Genomic DNA, 17,803 nt, shown 5'->3' with positions numbered 1-17,803 from the left:
AAATTATGGCAAAAACACTTTATCAAAAATTATTCGATGCTCACATTGTTTACGAAGCACAAGGCGAAACGCCAATTTTGTATATTAATCGCCATTTGATTCACGAAGTGACTTCACCACAAGCCTTTGACGGCTTGCGTGTAGCAGGTCGCAATGTGCGTCAGGTGGGAAAAACCTTCGGCACGATGGATCACAGCATTTCCACTCAAGTGCGTGATGTGAATAAATTAGAAGGTCAGGCAAAAATTCAAGTATTAGAACTGGAAAAAAATACCAAAGCGACGGGTATTCAATTGTTCGATATGAAGACGAAAGAACAAGGGATTGTGCACGTCATGGGGCCCGAACAAGGCTTAACCCTACCGGGGATGACCATTGTTTGTGGGGATTCCCACACGGCCACTCACGGTGCATTCGGTGCATTGGCATTTGGTATCGGTACCTCTGAAGTGGAACATGTTTTAGCCACCCAAACCTTAAAGCAAGCACGGGCGAAAAGCATGAAAATAGAGGTGCGAGGTAAGGTTGCACCGGGTATTACCGCCAAAGATATTATCCTTGCTATCATCGGTAAAACCACCATGGCGGGCGGCACAGGACACGTTGTAGAATTTTGCGGTGAAGCCATTCGTGATCTTTCCATGGAAGGGCGAATGACCGTTTGTAATATGGCAATTGAAATGGGCGCAAAAGCCGGTTTAATTGCACCTGATGAAACCACCTTTGCCTATTTAAAAGGTCGCCCTTATGCACCGAAAGGGAAAGATTGGGATGATGCAGTGGAATACTGGAAAACCCTAAAATCCGATGATGATGCAGAATTTGATACGGTTGTCACCTTAGACGCCAAAGATATTGCACCACAAGTCACTTGGGGAACCAACCCGGGGCAGGTGATTGGCATTAATCAGTTAGTGCCTAATCCTGCAGAAATGGACGATCCTATCACCCGTGCATCTGCCGAAAAAGCCTTACAATACATTGGTTTAGAAGCGAATACGGATTTGAAGGATATTAGCGTAGATCAAGTCTTTATCGGCTCTTGTACCAATGCCCGTATTGAAGATTTGCGTGCTGCTGCGGCTGTGATGAAAGGGCGTAAAAAAGCCGATAACGTGAAACGTATTCTCGTCGTGCCGGGTTCAGGGCTTGTCAAAGAACAGGCAGAAAAAGAAGGCTTAGATAAAATCTTTATTGAAGCAGGTGCCGAATGGCGTAACCCGGGATGCTCTATGTGTTTAGGGATGAATGATGACCGCCTAGGCGAATGGGAACGTTGCGCCTCCACCAGCAACCGCAACTTTGAAGGTCGTCAAGGCCGTAACGGCCGAACCCACCTTGTCAGCCCGGCCATGGCGGCGGCTGCGGGTATGTTCGGTAAATTTGTTGATATTCGTGATGTGGCATTAAATTAAAGAGGAAAATAAAATGGCAGGATTTAAACAACTTTCAGGCTTAGTCGTACCATTGGATGCGGCAAATGTGGATACGGATGCCATCATTCCTAAGCAATTTTTACAAGCCATTACACGAGTAGGCTTTGGCAAACATTTATTCCACGAATGGCGTTATTTAGATGCAGAAGGTACACAACCGAACCCGGAATTTGTGTTGAACTTTCCACAATATCAAGGGGCAACCATTTTACTTGCGCGTAAAAATCTCGGTTGCGGTTCTTCTCGTGAACACGCCCCTTGGGCACTGGCCGATTACGGTTTTAAAGTGATGATCGCCCCAAGTTTTGCCGATATTTTCTATAACAATAGCTTAAACAATCATATGCTACCAATTCGTTTGAGCGAGCAAGAAGTAGAAGAAATCTTCCAATGGGTATGGGCAAATGAAGGTAAACAAATTCATGTGGATTTAGAAGCCATGACAGTGACCGTAGGCGAGAAAATCTATCACTTTGAATTAGATGAATTCCGTCGCCATTGCTTATTAAATGGCTTAGATAATATCGGGCTTACCCTTCAGCACGAAAACAAAATCGCCGAATACGAGAAAAATATCCCGGCATTTTTGCGTTAATACATTCAAGTGCGGTGAAAATTCTCGGCATTTTTTCACCGCACTTTCTGAAATTCCCTGATAGCGTTTGACAGCTTTTCCCCTTCCCCCTATTATCTCGCAGGTGACTTGACACTTATCATTACAAGGAATAATGCAATGATTGCTTACACCTTTTTAGCTTTATTTACTATTGCGGCAATAATTTTTATCATCAATTCCCATTACCGATGGACTTATCTCTTTGCCATTTCGTTATTTGTTTTCTTCTTCGGCGGAATGCTTGCCCTCACCGGGCAATGGCAACGCGCGCTTAATTTCGCCTCCGTCCTCTTTGTTGCATTGATGTTATTCCACCGCTTGAAAATCCATTATTACAAACAGCCCTTACTCATTTCCGATTTTTTTCTTGTGGTGGATTGGCGAAACTGGGAAACCCTTATGCACTATAAAGGGGCATTAGTCGGCGTGATAGGCTTGCTCGGCTTACTTGGCTATGCGATTTTCGGCTGGTCAGATGTCGAATCCTTAGGCGCATTCGGGCATCTTTTCGGAGGGATATTATTTCTCTGCAGCTTTGCCCTTATGTGGCATTATTCCAAAAAACCTCAGGCTTTACAGGTTTGGTTGGATTCTTTACCGGACGATGGACGTGATGTCTTTTTAAATTTACCGATGTCTTGCCGGGGGATATTCTTTAAAGTGCCACAATTCCTCGGAGAAGGTGAAAATTTTACGAAAAAAATGACCGCACTTTATGCTGAGCAAACAGAGCAAGCACCCACCACCAAACCGGATATTGTGGTGGCGTTGTTAGAATCCACCCTGAATCCGCATCAATTTGCTTTCACCCAACAAAATATTCCCCCTTTACCAATGTTTGAACAGCAAAATGATACGGTATTTATCTCGCCATTACGGGTGCATACTTTTGCGGGGGCCACTTGGCGATCGGAGTTTAGTTTTCTTGCCGGCGTGCCTTGTACAGATTTTGGCGCATTAGCCAGTGGCGTGTTCTATTCTGTTGTGCCACATTTACAATCAAGTTTTGTTAAAAATTTACGGGCACAAGGTTATTTTTGTGTCGCACTTTCGCCTTTCACCAAAGGTAACTACAACGCAAAATCCGCTTACGATCATTTTGGTTTTGATTTAATGTTACAACCGCAAGATTTAGGCTACCCTGCTCCTTTGAGTAAAAATTTGTGGACGATCAGCAGTGAAGAAATGATGACATACACCAGAATGATTTTAGAAAAACAGCACCCTTCACTGGAAAACATTAATCAACCTTTGTTTGTCTATGTGCTCACCATGCGTGAACACGGCCCTTATCGTTTGGATATGGAAAATCGCTATAACCTTGCTATGCCGGAGCTAAGTGATAAGAGTATTTCCGCGCTCAATGATTACACCCAACGTATTGTTGCCCTCAATGACGCCATTGAAAAAATGGATGACTATTTACACCAACGCAATAAGCCCTTTGTTTTTGGTTATTTTGGCGATCATCAAGTGGCCTTTGATAACGCTATTCCTGCCAAAAAAGGCGATTTACCTTTGCCGGATTACATTACCCAATTTGTGGTAAGAACGAATGTTGATACCACTTTTAAACAAGAACAGGATTTTCTCGATCTTGCTTTTGCCGGCGGGGTATTGCTGGATGTAGCAGGGCTAGCGGCACAAGATGATTTTATGAAAGCGAATAAAGCGATGCGTCATTTAAGCAAGGGCAAATTGGAAGACAGTGCTGATAGCCAGTTGGTCAATGATTATCGCCACTATCTCTACCAACAATTAAAAATTACACGATAATGTTAAATTGTTGCAAAAACTTGTCGAATTATTATCCAATCTTTCATTATAATGAGAATGAGTTTTCAACAATAAGGAGCTTATATGAATCTAAAAACTCTCTTGGCATTAACGTTAACAGCTGCTTGTACATCGACTTTGGTCAATGCACAACAAGCCACCGATAAATCCATTGAAGTCAAGGTGCAACAACTTGACCCGGTAAAAGGCAATAAAGATGTCGGCACAGTCACGATTACCGAATCCGCTTATGGTTTAGTTTTCACACCAAACTTACAAGGGCTAACAGAAGGTTTACACGGTTTTCATCTTCACCAAAACCCAAGTTGTGAACCAAAAGAAAAAGACGGCAAACTCACCGCAGGTCTCGCCGCCGGTGGTCACTGGGATCCAAAAGAAGCCAAACAACACGGTTACCCCTGGCAAGATGATGCCCATTTAGGGGATTTACCGGCATTAACCGTATTACATGACGGCACCGCAACCAATCCGGTGTTAGCTCCACGCATTAAACATTTAGATGAAGTGCGTGGTCGTTCCATGATGATTCACGCCGGTGGAGATAACCATTCCGATCACCCGGCGCCACTGGGTGGTGGCGGAGCTCGTATGGCGTGTGGTGTGATTAAATAAATTGATTTTTAGAAATGCAAGAGATAGCCTTGACAAATCTAGCAGTTACAGTTTTAATTTCCCCTAAATTTTCATATAAAACAGATGAGGTCGTCATGAAAAAACTCTCACTCGCTACAACTGTAGCAATATTACTGGCAAGTCTGGTTGGCTGCTCAACTCAAACCTATATTGTGTCTGAACAACCCGCTCAAGAAAAAGCAAGTTTCGATAAAATGCAACATTTCTTTGTTGCCGGCATTGGGCAACAAGTTGAAAAAGAGACCAATGAGGTTTGTGCCAATGGCAGCACGGCTAAAGTACAAACACAACAAACTTTCTTAAACGGGTTATTAAATATGATTTCTTATGGCATTTATAGCCCGAGAGATATGAGAATCTATTGCAAAAAATAAGGAATGATATGATGAAAAAATTTTTAATGACGCTTTTAGCCACTACCACCTTACTACTTTCTGCTTGTTCAACTCAAACCGCCTATGTAAAAAGCCAAACCGGTAAATTAACGCTTGAAGATAACCAAACGTTCTTCCTATTTGGTGTCGGTCAAGAAGAAACGGTGAATGCCGTAAAGGTTTGCGGAAGCGAAGAAAAAATTGCGAAAGTTGAAAGCGAATTAACAGGCAAAAATATCTTATTGGGCATAGTGACTTTGGGTATTTACACCCCTCGTACGGCTCGTGTTTATTGCCAATAATTTAAAAACAAATGAAAAAAAGCTAAGGAATAAATTTTATACCTTAGCTTTTTTATTGGATATTTGACACTCCCCAGCGTTCTGTCTATCATCAGCCCATTGCTCATTTCTTTTATTAACCATTTCAACTATGCCAAAAACTATATCACATAATATGCAAACACAGGCTTTCAACCAACTCAAAAATGCCCTTGCCCAACGCATTTTAATCCTTGATGGTGCGATGGGGACGATGATCCAAAAATATAAACTGACTGAAGCGGATTTCCGTGGCGAACGGTTTAAAGAAAGTGCGGTTGATTTACGTGGTAATAACGATTTGCTTACCCTCACACAGCCACTGTTGATTTCCGCTATTCATGAAAAGTACCTTGAAGCGGGGGCGGATATTATTGAAACCAATACCTTTAGTTCCACCACTATTGCGCAAGCGGATTATGATTTACAAAGCATTGCTTATGAGCTGAATTTTGCCGGAGCAAAATTAGCACGTCTTGCCGCCGATAAATATACCAAGCCTGAAAAACCTCGTTTTGTTGCGGGCGTTCTTGGACCGACTAATCGAACTGCATCTATTTCCCCTAATGTGAACGATCCGGGCTTTCGTAACGTCACTTTTATGGAATTGGTCAATGCCTACTCAGAAGCCGCTAAAGGTTTAATTGAGGGCGGTTCAGACATTATTATGATCGAAACCATTTTCGACACGCTCAACGCCAAAGCTGCCGTTTTTGCCATTGAAACGGTGTTTGAGGAGCTGGGCGTGGAATTGCCTATAATGATTTCCGGCACGATTACCGATGCCTCCGGGCGAACCCTTTCAGGGCAAACTACCGAAGCCTTTTATAATTCCCTCCGCCACGCCAAACCGCTCAGCTTTGGCTTGAACTGCGCCTTAGGCCCGAAAGAATTACGACCTTATGTGGAAGTGATGGCGAAAATTAGTGAAACCTACGTTTCCGTTCACCCTAACGCCGGCTTACCTAATGCTTTTGGCGGCTATGATTTAGGCGCGGCTGAAATGGCAGCACACTTAAAAGAGTGGGCGGAAAGTGGCTTTGTCAATATCATTGGCGGCTGTTGTGGCACCACGCCCGAACACATAAAAGCCTTTGCTCAAGCGGTAGAAAACATTCCGCCACGCCCATTGCCTGAAATTAAAACGGCAATGTGTTTATCAGGGCTTGAACCGCTAACCATTGATGATGACACGCTCTTTGTCAATGTAGGGGAGCGTAATAACGTAACGGGATCGGCAAAATTCAAAAAATTAATCAAAGAAGAAAAATTTGCCGAAGCTATTGAGATCGCCATCGATCAGGTGGAAAACGGGGCACAAGTGATTGATGTGAATATGGACGAAGCCCTACTTGATTCACAAAAATGCATGACCCGTTTTCTCAATATTATGGCGACCGAACCCGATGCGGCAAAAGTGCCGGTGATGATCGATTCCTCTAAATGGGATGTGATTGAAGCAGGTTTGCAAGCCATTCAAGGAAAAGGGATTGTCAATTCTATTTCGTTAAAAGAGGGCGAGGAAAAATTTATCACCCAAGCAAAATTAGTGCGTAAATACGGTGCAGCAGTTGTCGTGATGGCATTTGATGAAGTGGGGCAAGCGGACACCGAAGAACGCAAAGTAGAGATATGTACCCGAGCTTACAATATTCTAGTCAATCAAGTGGGCTTTCCGCCTGAAGATATTATTTTCGACCCCAACATTTTCGCCATCGGCACAGGCATTGAAGAGCACAACAATTATGGCGTGGATTTTATCAACGCCACAGGGCGGATCAAACGCACTTTACCGCATGCCAAAATTTCAGGCGGGGTGTCGAATGTGTCCTTCTCTTTCCGTGGTAACAATGTGATGCGTGAAGCCATTCACGCCGTCTTCCTCTATCACGCCATTAAGCAAGGAATGGATATGGGGATCGTGAATGCAGGGCAGTTGGCGATTTATGACGATCTCGATCCTGAATTGCGTGATGTGGTGGAAGATGCTGTGCTCAATCGCCGCCCTGATGCCACAGAACGTTTATTGGATATTGCCGAGAAATATCGCCATCAAGGTAACGAAAGTGCGGTCGATTCTATCGCAGAATGGCGGACTTGGGCGGTGGAAGAGCGTTTAAAACACGCCTTGGTGAAAGGGATCACCACCTATATTGTGGAAGACACCGAAGAAGCCCGCCAAAAACTCCCATCTCCACTGGAAGTCATTGAAGGGCCTCTAATGGCAGGTATGGACGTGGTCGGTGATTTATTTGGGGACGGTAAAATGTTCCTGCCGCAAGTGGTGAAATCCGCCCGTGTGATGAAGCAATCGGTCGCCTATTTAGAGCCGTTTATCAACGCCACCAAGCAAAAAGGCTCATCAAGTGGTAAAGTGGTGATTGCAACCGTCAAAGGCGATGTTCACGACATCGGCAAAAATATCGTCAGCGTCGTGTTGCAATGTAATAATTTTGAAGTGATTGATCTGGGCGTGATGGTGCCTGCGGATAAAATCATTCAAACGGCGATTGACGAAAACGCGGATATTATCGGCTTGAGTGGTTTGATCACGCCGTCCCTTGATGAAATGGAATACTTTTTAGGCGAAATGAACCGCTTGAAGTTGAACATTCCCGTGATTATCGGCGGGGCGACCACCTCCAAAGAGCACACGGCAATTAAACTTTACCCGAAATATCAGCACGAAGTTATTTACACCACCAATGCTTCCCGTGCCGTTACCGTCTGTGCCGCGTTGATGAATCCAGAAACGAAAGCAGAATTGTGGGCGAGAACGAAAAAAGAGTACGAGCAAATCCAGCATGCTTTTGCCAACAAAAAAGCGCCTCGCAAGCAGTTACCAATCGAGAAAGCCAGAGCCAACCGCTTTGATGCGTTCAGCGGCGAGTGGTCGGATTACCAAGTGCCTCATCCAAAATATACCGGCATTGTGGAATATAAAAATGTGCCGATTGCCACGTTACGCCAGTTTATCGACTGGTCTCCGTTCTTTCGGTTATGGGGCTTGATGGGCGGTTACCCTGATGCCTTTGACTATCCTGAAGGGGGCGAAGAAGCCCGCCGAGTGTGGAATGATGCCCAAAAAGTGTTGGACGAATTAGAGCAAAATCACAAGCTCAACCCAAGCGGTGTGATGGGGATTTTCCCTGCTAACAGCGTGGGTGATGATATTGAAATCTATCAAAATTCTGACCGCACTTCTGTTATCGGCAAAGCCTATAATCTGCGTCAACAAGGCGAACGGGGCAAAAACAGCAAAAGCCCGTATAACCTTTGTTTGAGCGATTTTATCGCAAGTAAAGAGAGTGGTAAGCAAGATTGGTTCGGCATGTTCGCCGTCTGTGCGGGGATTGAAGAACACGATTTAGTCGAAGGCTACAAAGCCGCAGGAGACGACTACAACGCCATTTTACTGCAAGCCGTTGGCGATCGCCTTGCCGAAGCAATGGCGGAATATCTGCACTTTGAACTTCGTACAAAAATCTGGGGATATAGCAAAGAAACCTTTGAAAACGACCGCTTGATCCGCGAAGACTATGTCGGTATTCGCCCCGCCCCTGGCTACCCAAGTTGCCCAGAGCACACTGAAAAACAGATCATCTGGGATTTACTGGAAGTCGAACAACGCATTGGTATGAAACTCACCGAAAGCTATGCCATGTGGCCTGCCGCCAGTGTGTGTGGCTGGTATTTCACCCACCCTGAGAGTAATTATTTCACTCTTGGTCGCATTGATGAAGATCAGGCAGTGGATTATGCCAAACGCAAGGGGTGGAATGAGAAAGAAATGGTGAAGTGGTTGGGGGTGGCGATGGGGTAGAGATATCAAGTCGAAGGCTGAAACATCTAATGTAATGGCGAGTTAAAACCCGCCATTTTTATATGAAAATGGTTAGCTATGCGTTAGTAATCATTCTTTTAGCATAATCCTCTTCTATTTCCGTTATCTTCTTAAAAATTTTATCAAATCCGCTATAATCAAAATCAGAAGAATGTTCTTTTACGTAATTTGCAAAACTGCCTTTCTTAAACTCTATACCTTTAAAATTAATATATTCTTTTTTACCTTGTACTGCTTCAATTCTATTGCCTTCAAATGAAATCAAATTTTCTATACAACTCATGTTTTCTATTGTTTTATGATGATTTTTACTCTTACCTTTTGGCTCTAGCAATAGTACATATATATTATCTCTTATAAACACATATTGTTGATCGATTTGAATTTTATCTAGAATAAATCTACAATCATCTAAACCATCATCATAATCCAATATAAATATAACAGGATGCTTAGGTATGACTCCAATCTGTTTATAGCTAATAAATTTATCAATTTTTTCTTTTACATTATGAATAAATGTATTAACTGAAGATGCACATCCTAACAAACCTATTTTTTTTAATCCATTATTTATTTTCTGAAATTTAATGTTACTATTAATATTTAATTTTTCTTTAGCACTACTAAAATATATTGGATCTGTAAATCCTTCTGGAAATATAGTTGTCTGATCCACATTTATAATATACTTAAAATAAATCACACTCCTCAGAAGTTTCATTTGGTGATCTGCGCAGGTAATATTATTTTTATCAGATTTCCAATTGTCATTAATAATTTTAATTAACTCCTTTTGCTTTTTCTCTTTATATTTTATTCTTTCATTCATATCTAAAGGAATAGAAAACTTACTATCATAGTATTTTATATATATACTATGGTTTAATCTTCCCATTAGTTGGGTTATCTTACCAACATTATCATTAAGTCGAAAACTTCCTGTCGACAATAAAGAATAAACCATTGATCTATTAGTTCTTCTATATTCTAAAGTAACATTTCTCTGTTTATTTACAACAATACCTGTAACAGTTTGTCTATCGTTAGAGTAGCTCACTCTTGTTTTTTCTGAATTAATAGTAAATCCAGAATCTGTCAAAATATTAATAACTATTTCTCCGGCCACCCATTTTTTATTATTTTCACACCAATAAACAATATTTTTATCAAATGCCTTATTTGATGAGAGAGTTATATCATCTGCATACCTAGAATAAGTAAAACGATATTTTTTAGCCAACTTTAGAAATCTAACGTCCATTATATTTCCAATTAACGTCGCCAAGATAGGAGATAAAGGAGAACCTTGAGGTAAAATTTTATGGTAAGTAGCTAACCTAGCTATAATTTGGGAGACTTTTTCATTTAATTTAAAATGACTATCATTAGCTAAAAAACCTTTAATTCTACCGTAATGAATAGAATCAAAGAAATCTTTAATATCTATATTTAATATAAACTTCTTATTCTTATGCAAATCAGCATTAGATAATATTGACTTATCTCTCTCAAAAGCATGATTACAAGCAAGATAATTAGCATTATCTAGTCTAATTTCATTTATGCAATTAAATATAATTAATGAAAATTCTTTTTGTATATATTTTAATGTTGGTTTTGGAGAGTGAATTCTCCGTAAAGTTCCATTCTTCTTGGGTATATCGAACTCTTCATATTTTAAATCATCACTTAGATGATACACTACATATCCAAATTCTTTTGCGGTTACCTTTAGCTTAAACTCTGATACCAGATCAGCAATACAAGTGCATTTTCTTAATCTATCAATATATTTAGCCATTTTTAACTCATTTAGTAGTTAGGAGTGGGTATAGATACTCATTAGTAATGCTAAGTAATCGAAGTATTAAAATACTACGATAATTATATACATCAACTCTTGACATTTTATGTAACCACTTCAGAAACAAAAGTGAAAAATCTATCTATACCCACATTGATTATTATTCTACATAATAAAAAATTTTATTCAATATCATAATCCCCTAGTGCGAGCGATAGATTTTAATAATTTGCAAAATATTAAGCAAATTTGATCGCTTGTAAACCATTCCTGTATTTTTCTATTTTGCGATCTCCATCGAAAAATCCCACATTTCCATTCGACAATTCCCCTACAACCAGTTACATTTATTGGAAAATTTATAAGGAAAATTTTATGACAACACTTATTCGCAACAGTACCGCTGAATTTCTGATTTTCACCAATCAAACTGGAAATCAAAGTATTGAAGTACGGTATGAAGATAACGAAATTTGGCTGACGCAAAAGCGAATTGCCGAATTATTTGAAGTTTCACTACCAACTATTAATGAACACCTAAAACATATTTTTGAAAGTAAAGAATTAAACGCACTTTCAGTTATTCGGAATTTCCGAATAACTGCCAGAGACGGCAAAAACTACAACACCAAGCACTACAACCTTGATGCAGTGATCTCCGTTGGGTATCGGGTCAATTCCGTGCGAGCAACGCAATTTCGCCAATGGGCGACACAAGTGCTGCGTGAGTTTGCACAAAAAGGCTATGTGTTAGATCGTGAACGTATGGAAAACGGTACTTTCTTAGGCGAAGATTATTTTGAACGTTTATTGGAAGAAATCCGTGAAATTCGCCTGTCAGAACGCCGTTTTTATCAGAAAATTACCGATATTTACGCCACAGCGGTGGACTACAATAAAAATGCACCTACGACCAAGACGTTCTTTGCCAGCGTGCAAAATAAATTACATTACGCTATTCATCAACATACCACCGCCGAATTAATTGCAGAACGCGCCGATAGTGATAAGCCGAATATGGGGCTAACGACTTGGGCAAAGTCCCCAGATGGAAAGATTTTAAAAAGTGATGTCTCGGCGGCAAAAAATTATTTGAACAATGAAGAATTGAAAGATTTAGGGGCTATCGTCAACGCATTTTTAGATTTAGCCGAACGCCGAGCCAGACGACAAATTCCCATGACAATGGAAGATTGGGCGAAACGATTGGATATTTTCTTAAATGCGGACGAATTACCCATTTTAGACGGCAAAGGCAAAATCAGTTTCGATGATGCCAAATTATATGCTGAAACAGAATTTGAAAAATACCGTGTGATTCAAGATCGCAATTTTGAAAGTGATTTTGATCGCTTGTTGAAAAATCATTCCAAGACTTAAGAAATAAACAATATGGTTTCTAATTTTTTATATTTTCCTATAAATAGGAAGTCAATTTCCAAGCGTCATTTTCTCAAACTTGCACTCTCTCCGATTTTCGCTATCATACCCACCTTATTTTCTCGGTACTCATATTGATATGAACAAACTTAAACAACTTTTCCTTTTTGCTACGCTCTTCGTTCTCTTTGCCTGTACCACACAACCGCCGAAGAAGCCTGTTAAAACCCGTTTCTTAAAAGAAAATATCACCCAAGCGGAACTCAATAATCCCACCGCTTATAAACGCTATTACTATATTTGTAAAAATGCCGAAACCCAATCCACTTCTTATTTAACAACCTATTTCCCGCTTTCGAGAGAGAGCCGTTTGAAAGAGAATTTTGGGATTTATTTTCAGTTAGATGGGGGCAAGGCAGTGCCGTTTGATCATATTGAGAACCGAGCGTTAAATATGCGTGGTTCGAGATTTGAGGTCATTTACCGTTCCTATCAGCCGATTGAGGGGAGTGTTGTGGATTTAGTCGCGCGCCAGCATAGTTCGACTTATTATAAAAACGATCAAGGCACGCAGGTGCGTTGGCTGAGTTGTAAAGAAGGTTAGCGGTTGCATGGTTGATTTCCTAAATGGGAAATCAACGTCCAATTTTCCTAACAATCCAAGAAGTTGGGATTAGCTTTCCAACTTCTGTACGCACAACATTTCTTTTCGCACTAAATCAAATTCAGCACGCACGCCAAAGGCTTTTGCAAGATTTTCCGCATTTAGCACCGCTTGCGTTTCGCCACTGGCTAGCACTTTGCCTTTATCCAGCAAAATCACTTCATCACAAAATTGATACGCCAGTGATAAATGATGGATTGCCACCACGCACGTCTGTTTGGGTGTGAGGGATTTAAGCTGTTCCATTATATCGATTTGATAATAAGGATCGAGCGGGGCGATCGGCTCATCAGCAAGCAGTAATGGTGCATCTTTAATACAGCACCGCGTCAGTTGCACACGGGCTTTTTCACCGCCTGAAAGTTGCTGAAAGGGTTTATCCAATAAGGCAGAAACAGAAAATCGCGCTGAAATCGACCGCACTTTTTCCTGCTCTTTTGCAGGAGGAAGGGGGTAAGATAAGCCCAAAGCGATCACTTCATAGGCGGATAAGTCCCACTGAATTGCCGTATTTTGGGCAAGGTAGGCGAGTTGTTCGTTTTTTTGCCGTGGTGTCATTTCACTTAATTTGTAATGATTAAGCCAAATTTCACCGTTTGCAAGCGGTAAAATCCCGGCGATGCTTTTCAACAGGGTTGATTTCCCTGCGCCGTTTGCCCCCATGATGCCGACCAGTTTTCCCGGCGGAATATGACAATTGACATTCGTTAAGCCATAGGGCTGGCTAACTTGTTTAACGTTAATCACGGGCAAGCCTCCGCTGTTGTGTCAGTAAAATCCAAATCAACACCGGCGCACCAATAATGGCAGTAAATGTACCGATATAAATATGTGAAAACAGGGGAATATATTGCACGCTGAGATCGGCGATAAGCAGTAATAAAGCACCGATCAATGCACTGCTCACATAAAGTTGAGAGGGGCGTTTTTTGAGTAATATTCGGGCGAAATGAGGGGCGATTAAACCGATAAAACCGATAGTACCCGTTTGTGGAATGGTTGCCCCTACGAGTAATGCCACGCCTAATGTGGTGATAAAAAAACTCCGTTTGGGATTAATCCCCATTGTTGAGGCGGTTTCTTCGCCGAAAGTGAGAAAATCAATATAATGCCGTTGCTGAAAAAGGCAAAAGCAACCGAGCAGTATAATGGGGAGCGATAAAATGATCGTATCCATTTTTGCCCACAGCAATGAACCTTGTAACCAGCGATAAAGCTCTGCCAATGCCCACGGGCTTTCGGCGTTGGAAAGTAGTAAAGCCACCGCGGCGGAAAGTAACATATTCACCGCCAAACCGCTTAAGATCATTGCTGTTGTGCCGTGATTTTTAGCGATAAAATAGACCAGTAAAAAACTTGTCAAAGCGCCCGTCACTCCACCAAAAATCAAGAAAGTTGTTGGCACGGAAAAATAGTAGAGTAAAAATACGCTGACCGTGGTTGCACCGGCACTGCTGCCGAGAAGCCCCGGACTTGCCAACGGGTTTTGGAAAATTCCCTGCATAGCATTTCCTGCCATGGCGAGGCTTGCACCGGTCAGCAATGCCAAGCCAATGCGTGGAAAGCGGATATCCCACAGTACGATTGCACGCATATCCGTCAGCACACCATCTGCATTTTTTAGAGAGGCAAAATTGCCAAGTTGATGGCAGATGGCGAAAGCAACAATAAGAAGTAAAGTGCTGGAAAGGGTTAGGTTGAGTTTTTTAATTTTGGTCATTTTTATTTTTACGGTTTAATCTCAATTTCCGCATTGTGAATCACAGCTTGGAAGAGTTCATCAATTTCTTCGTTGGTAACGGCAATACAGCCGTTTGTTCAATCGTAACGTAAATGTTGGCGACCAATATCAAAAGATCGATTTGGCAAACCATGGATTTTAATCAATCCGCCTGCTGATTTACCTTGTGAGGCCGCGTAGGCTTTATCTTGGGTATTTGGATAGGAAATGCCCAAATTCTTATGGTAGTGACTATGTGGATTGCGTTCATTAATGCGGTAGATGCCTTCGGGCGTTTTTTGATCGCCCTCAAATTGTTTATGTTCAACTGGGTTTCCACCAAGGGAAACCGGATAGATTTTCATCAATTTGTCTTTGTCATACGCCCACATTTGTCGTTTGCTTTTGAACACGACTAAACGTGTAATATTGGCATTTTTAGGTAGGGGTTGCATATTTAAAACTTGCGGATCCGCTTCTTTTTCGCCTTTTAGTAGGTTATCGGGCATAGGTTTAGGTATCGAAAAAGCAGCACTGAAAATGATCATCACAAGCAACAATACTATAGGTATTATTTTCTTCATTTTACTTATCCTTAATGTAAAGTCGGTGCTTGGTTATAAATTAGTTCCGCCCCTTTCCATAGTCCATGATCAAAGCAATAGGTGTATTTCATTGGAATGTGAAAGTGCGGTTGGTTTTTAAAGAGATTTTGCAAAAGTGGATGCTTGAGTAATTCCGTCCGTTCGTTATAGCTTTGTTGATCGGAAATTTCAATTAATATATTCGGTTGAGCAAGTAATACTTTTTCGAGCGAGAAATTTTGTTCCGTTAACGGCATTTTGAGTGGAGTCAGTCCGAGCAAGTTAAGTAGTGTGGAATATTGGGGAAAATAGCTCTCAACAATACCCGTGTCGGAAATCATCAAGGTGTTGGTAAACTGTAGGTTTAGGCGTGTATTTTGCGATTTCAATTTTTCCACCAGTTGTTCAGCGTGTGTTTCGTTACCCGTAAGTTTACCCAGTTGTAAGATTAAGGTGAAAAGTTCTTCGGGCGTTTGTGGGGTATCGTTAATCTGCACGATCTTCGCTCCGAGCTTTTTCAGATCTGTCACCAGTTGCGGATAAAAGGTTTCGTTGATAAGCAGAGTTTTGTCCAAATAGGGTAACAGTGCCGCCAGTTGTGGTTCAAGCGTGGGTTTGTCTGTATTCACTTTATCCAACATCATCAGCGGTTTTTTAGAATAGGGCGATTGTGCCGCAATTTGTTCAGGGTGGGCTAATTCTGCCAAAAGTCTATCGCTGCAAAGGGTTAGTGAAACGAATTGTTCGGCACAGGCAAAAAAAGAAAGGAAAAGTACGGTGAAAAAAGTGAGATATTTAAACATAATGATGTGGCAATTTAAACGGTATCGCATAAATATCGGTTTTTATTCTCTTTGATATAAATTTTGCGATAAGGCTCGCAAAAGTGCGGTCGGTTTCTTGTTTATTTTTATAGGAATAGAAAAAATATTGACGTTGATTGTATCAACATTCTCACTATTAACAAGGAAACGCTATGAAATTAATGAAAACCTTAATTAGCTCACTGATTTTAGGTGGCGCATTATTCGCTTCATCTTCATTTGCGATGGAAAAAGCGACTGAAACACTGGCAGCACAAACCGAATCCGTGGAGAAAGTAGCCGCAGAAAAAGTTGAGGATAAACTCAACATAAATACGGCAACGGCAAGTGAAATCCAAAAAGCCTTAACGGGAATTGGTGCAAAAAAAGCGGAAGCCATTGTGCAATATCGTGAAAAACACGGTAATTTTACTCATGCCGAGCAACTACTTGAAGTTCAAGGTATTGGTAAGGCGACCCTTGAAAAAAATCGTGATCGCTTAACTTTTTAAATATTGAAATCGTTTAAAGGTCGCAATGCGCGACCTTTTACTTGCTAAATAGATTATTTACTGTAGTTTACACAAATAATCTGTGCTGCATTATAAAGCGTGGTATTTGGCTTTAGGCGAATACTGTATTTATCTTGTTTTTTTGGTGCGGCACGCAGTCCTTCACCCCAAAATTCATCATAGAAATCCGTGCGCACTTGCGTTAAACGGTAATTTTTACAATTTAAAATTTTATATTGGCGAACGGAACGGGCGTAGCGTTTTGATTCTTTCGGATAAACATACAATCCTTGGGCTAAATTGATCACTGCATCAAAATGAACCTCTTGAGGCTCTTCGTTATCAATCCAAATTGAATCCGTATCAATATAATAATTGATGTCTTTTACCAAGCGTGCATAGCCTTTGCGATCTTCCGTTGGTGGGGAAAGCTTAACGTCTTGAGGCTCAACCGTTTTTTGACTTTGAACGGTACAAGCAGCAAGTAGTGCCATAGGAAAAATTAAAGCCAGTTTTTTCATTATTTACTCCTTAGCCTAATGTTAGCCGGCTATTAGCTAGAATTTAACGGTATGTCCGTAGCCTTCTAAAATAGATTTTATATGATCTAGCGATTCACGGGTTGGTGGTACGACATCCTCAAGCTCATAATCAAAACCGAGAGTTTTCCATTTATGCGCCCCAAGGCGGTGATAAGGTAATAACTCGACTTTTTCGATATTTTCCATCCCTTCAATAAATTGCCCTAGTAAATGAATGTCGTGATCGCTATCCGTATAACCCGGCACGACAACATAGCGAATCCACGTTCTTTGATTGCGTTTTTGCAGATATTTGGCAAATTCCAGCGTTCGTTTATTAGGTACGCCGATCAAATTTTGGTGAACCTTATCGTTGAGTTCTTTCAAATCCAGTAATACCAGATCCGTCACATCCAATAATTCGTCAATAACAGGATCATAATGGCGAACAAAACCATTGGTATCGAGGCAAGTATTAATCCCTTCTTTTTTACAAGCACGGAACCAATCCCGCACAAATTCCGCCTGAAGAATTGCTTCACCGCCCGAAGCAGTCACCCCACCGCCTGTGGCATTCATAAAATGGCGATAACTCACTACTTCTTTCATTAATTCTTCAACACTAATTTCTCTGCCGCCGTCTAGATCCCATGTGTCACGGTTATGGCAGTATTTGCAACGCATTAAACAGCCTTGCATAAATAAAATAAAGCGAATCCCCGGACCATCAACTGTACCGCAGGATTCAAAGGAATGAATTTTTCCTAAAACAGACATACACCACTCACAATC

Annotated in this window: 17 protein-coding genes; 10 read left to right on the top strand and 7 right to left on the bottom strand. The window is 41.2% G+C overall.

The annotated features are described in order from the left end of the window. The first annotated feature begins 5 nt into the window (after window positions 1–5). The 7 genes from leuC to metH all read left to right on the top strand — a co-directional run bounded on the left by leuC (window position 6) and on the right by metH (window position 8,999). Window positions 6–1,415, top strand: a complete 1,410-nt coding sequence (leuC, locus tag BKK52_RS02090) for a 3-isopropylmalate dehydratase large subunit (protein WP_077420131.1) — start codon at window positions 6–8, stop codon at window positions 1,413–1,415. A gap of 13 nt (window positions 1,416–1,428) precedes the next feature. Beyond that, window positions 1,429–2,031: a 3-isopropylmalate dehydratase small subunit gene (leuD, locus tag BKK52_RS02085; RefSeq protein WP_077420132.1), complete on the top strand. Its 603-nt coding sequence runs from the start codon at window positions 1,429–1,431 to the stop codon at window positions 2,029–2,031. A gap of 138 nt (window positions 2,032–2,169) precedes the next feature. Next, a complete protein-coding gene (locus tag BKK52_RS02080; RefSeq protein ID WP_077420133.1) occupies window positions 2,170–3,828 on the top strand; it encodes an LTA synthase family protein in 1,659 nt (552 codons plus the stop codon). A gap of 84 nt (window positions 3,829–3,912) precedes the next feature. Then, window positions 3,913–4,461: a superoxide dismutase family protein gene (sodC, locus tag BKK52_RS02075; RefSeq protein WP_077420134.1), complete on the top strand. Its 549-nt coding sequence runs from the start codon at window positions 3,913–3,915 to the stop codon at window positions 4,459–4,461. 95 nt (window positions 4,462–4,556) lie between these two features. Then, complete coding sequence (locus tag BKK52_RS02070; protein WP_077420135.1) at window positions 4,557–4,856, top strand: Bor family protein; 300 nt, start codon at window positions 4,557–4,559, stop codon at window positions 4,854–4,856. Between the two features lie 8 nt (window positions 4,857–4,864). Beyond that, window positions 4,865–5,158 carry a Bor family protein gene (locus BKK52_RS02065; RefSeq protein WP_244160207.1) on the top strand — a complete coding sequence of 98 codons (294 nt, stop codon included), beginning with the start codon at window positions 4,865–4,867 and terminating at the stop codon, window positions 5,156–5,158. Between the two features lie 154 nt (window positions 5,159–5,312). Continuing rightward, window positions 5,313–8,999: a methionine synthase gene (metH, locus tag BKK52_RS02060; RefSeq protein ID WP_208606139.1), complete on the top strand. Its 3,687-nt coding sequence runs from the start codon at window positions 5,313–5,315 to the stop codon at window positions 8,997–8,999. A gap of 76 nt (window positions 9,000–9,075) precedes the next feature. On the opposite strand, the gene BKK52_RS02055 is transcribed toward metH, so the two are convergent. After that, window positions 9,076–10,824 carry a reverse transcriptase domain-containing protein gene (locus BKK52_RS02055; protein WP_077477719.1) on the bottom strand — a complete coding sequence of 583 codons (1,749 nt, stop codon included), beginning with the start codon at window positions 10,822–10,824 and terminating at the stop codon, window positions 9,076–9,078. Window positions 10,825–11,202: 378 nt separating this feature from the next. On the opposite strand from BKK52_RS02055, the gene BKK52_RS02050 reads away from it, so the two are divergent. Further along, window positions 11,203–12,207, top strand: a complete 1,005-nt coding sequence (locus BKK52_RS02050; protein ID WP_077477717.1) for a virulence RhuM family protein — start codon at window positions 11,203–11,205, stop codon at window positions 12,205–12,207. Window positions 12,208–12,346: 139 nt separating this feature from the next. After that, window positions 12,347–12,811 (top strand): hypothetical protein, encoded by a 465-nt coding sequence (locus tag BKK52_RS02045; RefSeq protein WP_077420141.1) that lies wholly within the window; start codon window positions 12,347–12,349, stop codon window positions 12,809–12,811. A 69-nt stretch (window positions 12,812–12,880) separates the two neighbouring features. Here BKK52_RS02045 and BKK52_RS02040 read toward each other — a convergent pair whose 3' ends face one another. From BKK52_RS02040 to BKK52_RS02025, 4 genes are all read right to left on the bottom strand, one after another. Next, window positions 12,881–13,618: an ABC transporter ATP-binding protein gene (locus BKK52_RS02040; RefSeq protein ID WP_077420142.1), complete on the bottom strand. Its 738-nt coding sequence runs from the start codon at window positions 13,616–13,618 to the stop codon at window positions 12,881–12,883. Then, the gene (locus BKK52_RS02035; RefSeq protein ID WP_077420143.1) at window positions 13,611–14,591 is read right to left on the bottom strand and encodes a FecCD family ABC transporter permease; all 981 of its coding nucleotides are present in this window, start codon (window positions 14,589–14,591) and stop codon (window positions 13,611–13,613) included. Before BKK52_RS02035 ends, BKK52_RS02040 begins: the two co-directional genes overlap by 8 nt. 98 nt (window positions 14,592–14,689) lie before the next feature. Beyond that, complete coding sequence (locus tag BKK52_RS02030) at window positions 14,690–15,175, bottom strand: L,D-transpeptidase family protein (protein WP_208606138.1); 486 nt, start codon at window positions 15,173–15,175, stop codon at window positions 14,690–14,692. A gap of 11 nt (window positions 15,176–15,186) precedes the next feature. Further along, the gene (locus tag BKK52_RS02025; protein ID WP_077420182.1) at window positions 15,187–15,978 is read right to left on the bottom strand and encodes an ABC transporter substrate-binding protein; all 792 of its coding nucleotides are present in this window, start codon (window positions 15,976–15,978) and stop codon (window positions 15,187–15,189) included. Between the two features lie 173 nt (window positions 15,979–16,151). On the opposite strand from BKK52_RS02025, the gene BKK52_RS02020 reads away from it, so the two are divergent. Next, window positions 16,152–16,490 (top strand): helix-hairpin-helix domain-containing protein, encoded by a 339-nt coding sequence (locus tag BKK52_RS02020; protein WP_077420144.1) that lies wholly within the window; start codon window positions 16,152–16,154, stop codon window positions 16,488–16,490. A gap of 53 nt (window positions 16,491–16,543) precedes the next feature. On the opposite strand, the gene BKK52_RS02015 is transcribed toward BKK52_RS02020, so the two are convergent. Together BKK52_RS02015 and pflA are read right to left on the bottom strand one after the other, a co-directional pair. Next, complete coding sequence (locus BKK52_RS02015) at window positions 16,544–17,011, bottom strand: surface-adhesin E family protein (RefSeq protein WP_077473887.1); 468 nt, start codon at window positions 17,009–17,011, stop codon at window positions 16,544–16,546. Between the two features lie 36 nt (window positions 17,012–17,047). After that, entirely contained in the window at window positions 17,048–17,788 is a 741-nt protein-coding gene (gene pflA / locus BKK52_RS02010; RefSeq protein WP_077420146.1) for a pyruvate formate lyase 1-activating protein, read from the bottom strand. Window positions 17,789–17,803: the final 15 nt, after the last annotated feature.

The sequence above is a fragment of the Rodentibacter trehalosifermentans genome, assembly GCF_002000545.1.
Taxonomy (GTDB): domain Bacteria; phylum Pseudomonadota; class Gammaproteobacteria; order Enterobacterales; family Pasteurellaceae; genus Rodentibacter; species Rodentibacter trehalosifermentans.
This window is presented reverse-complemented; position numbering and strand designations above follow the sequence as displayed.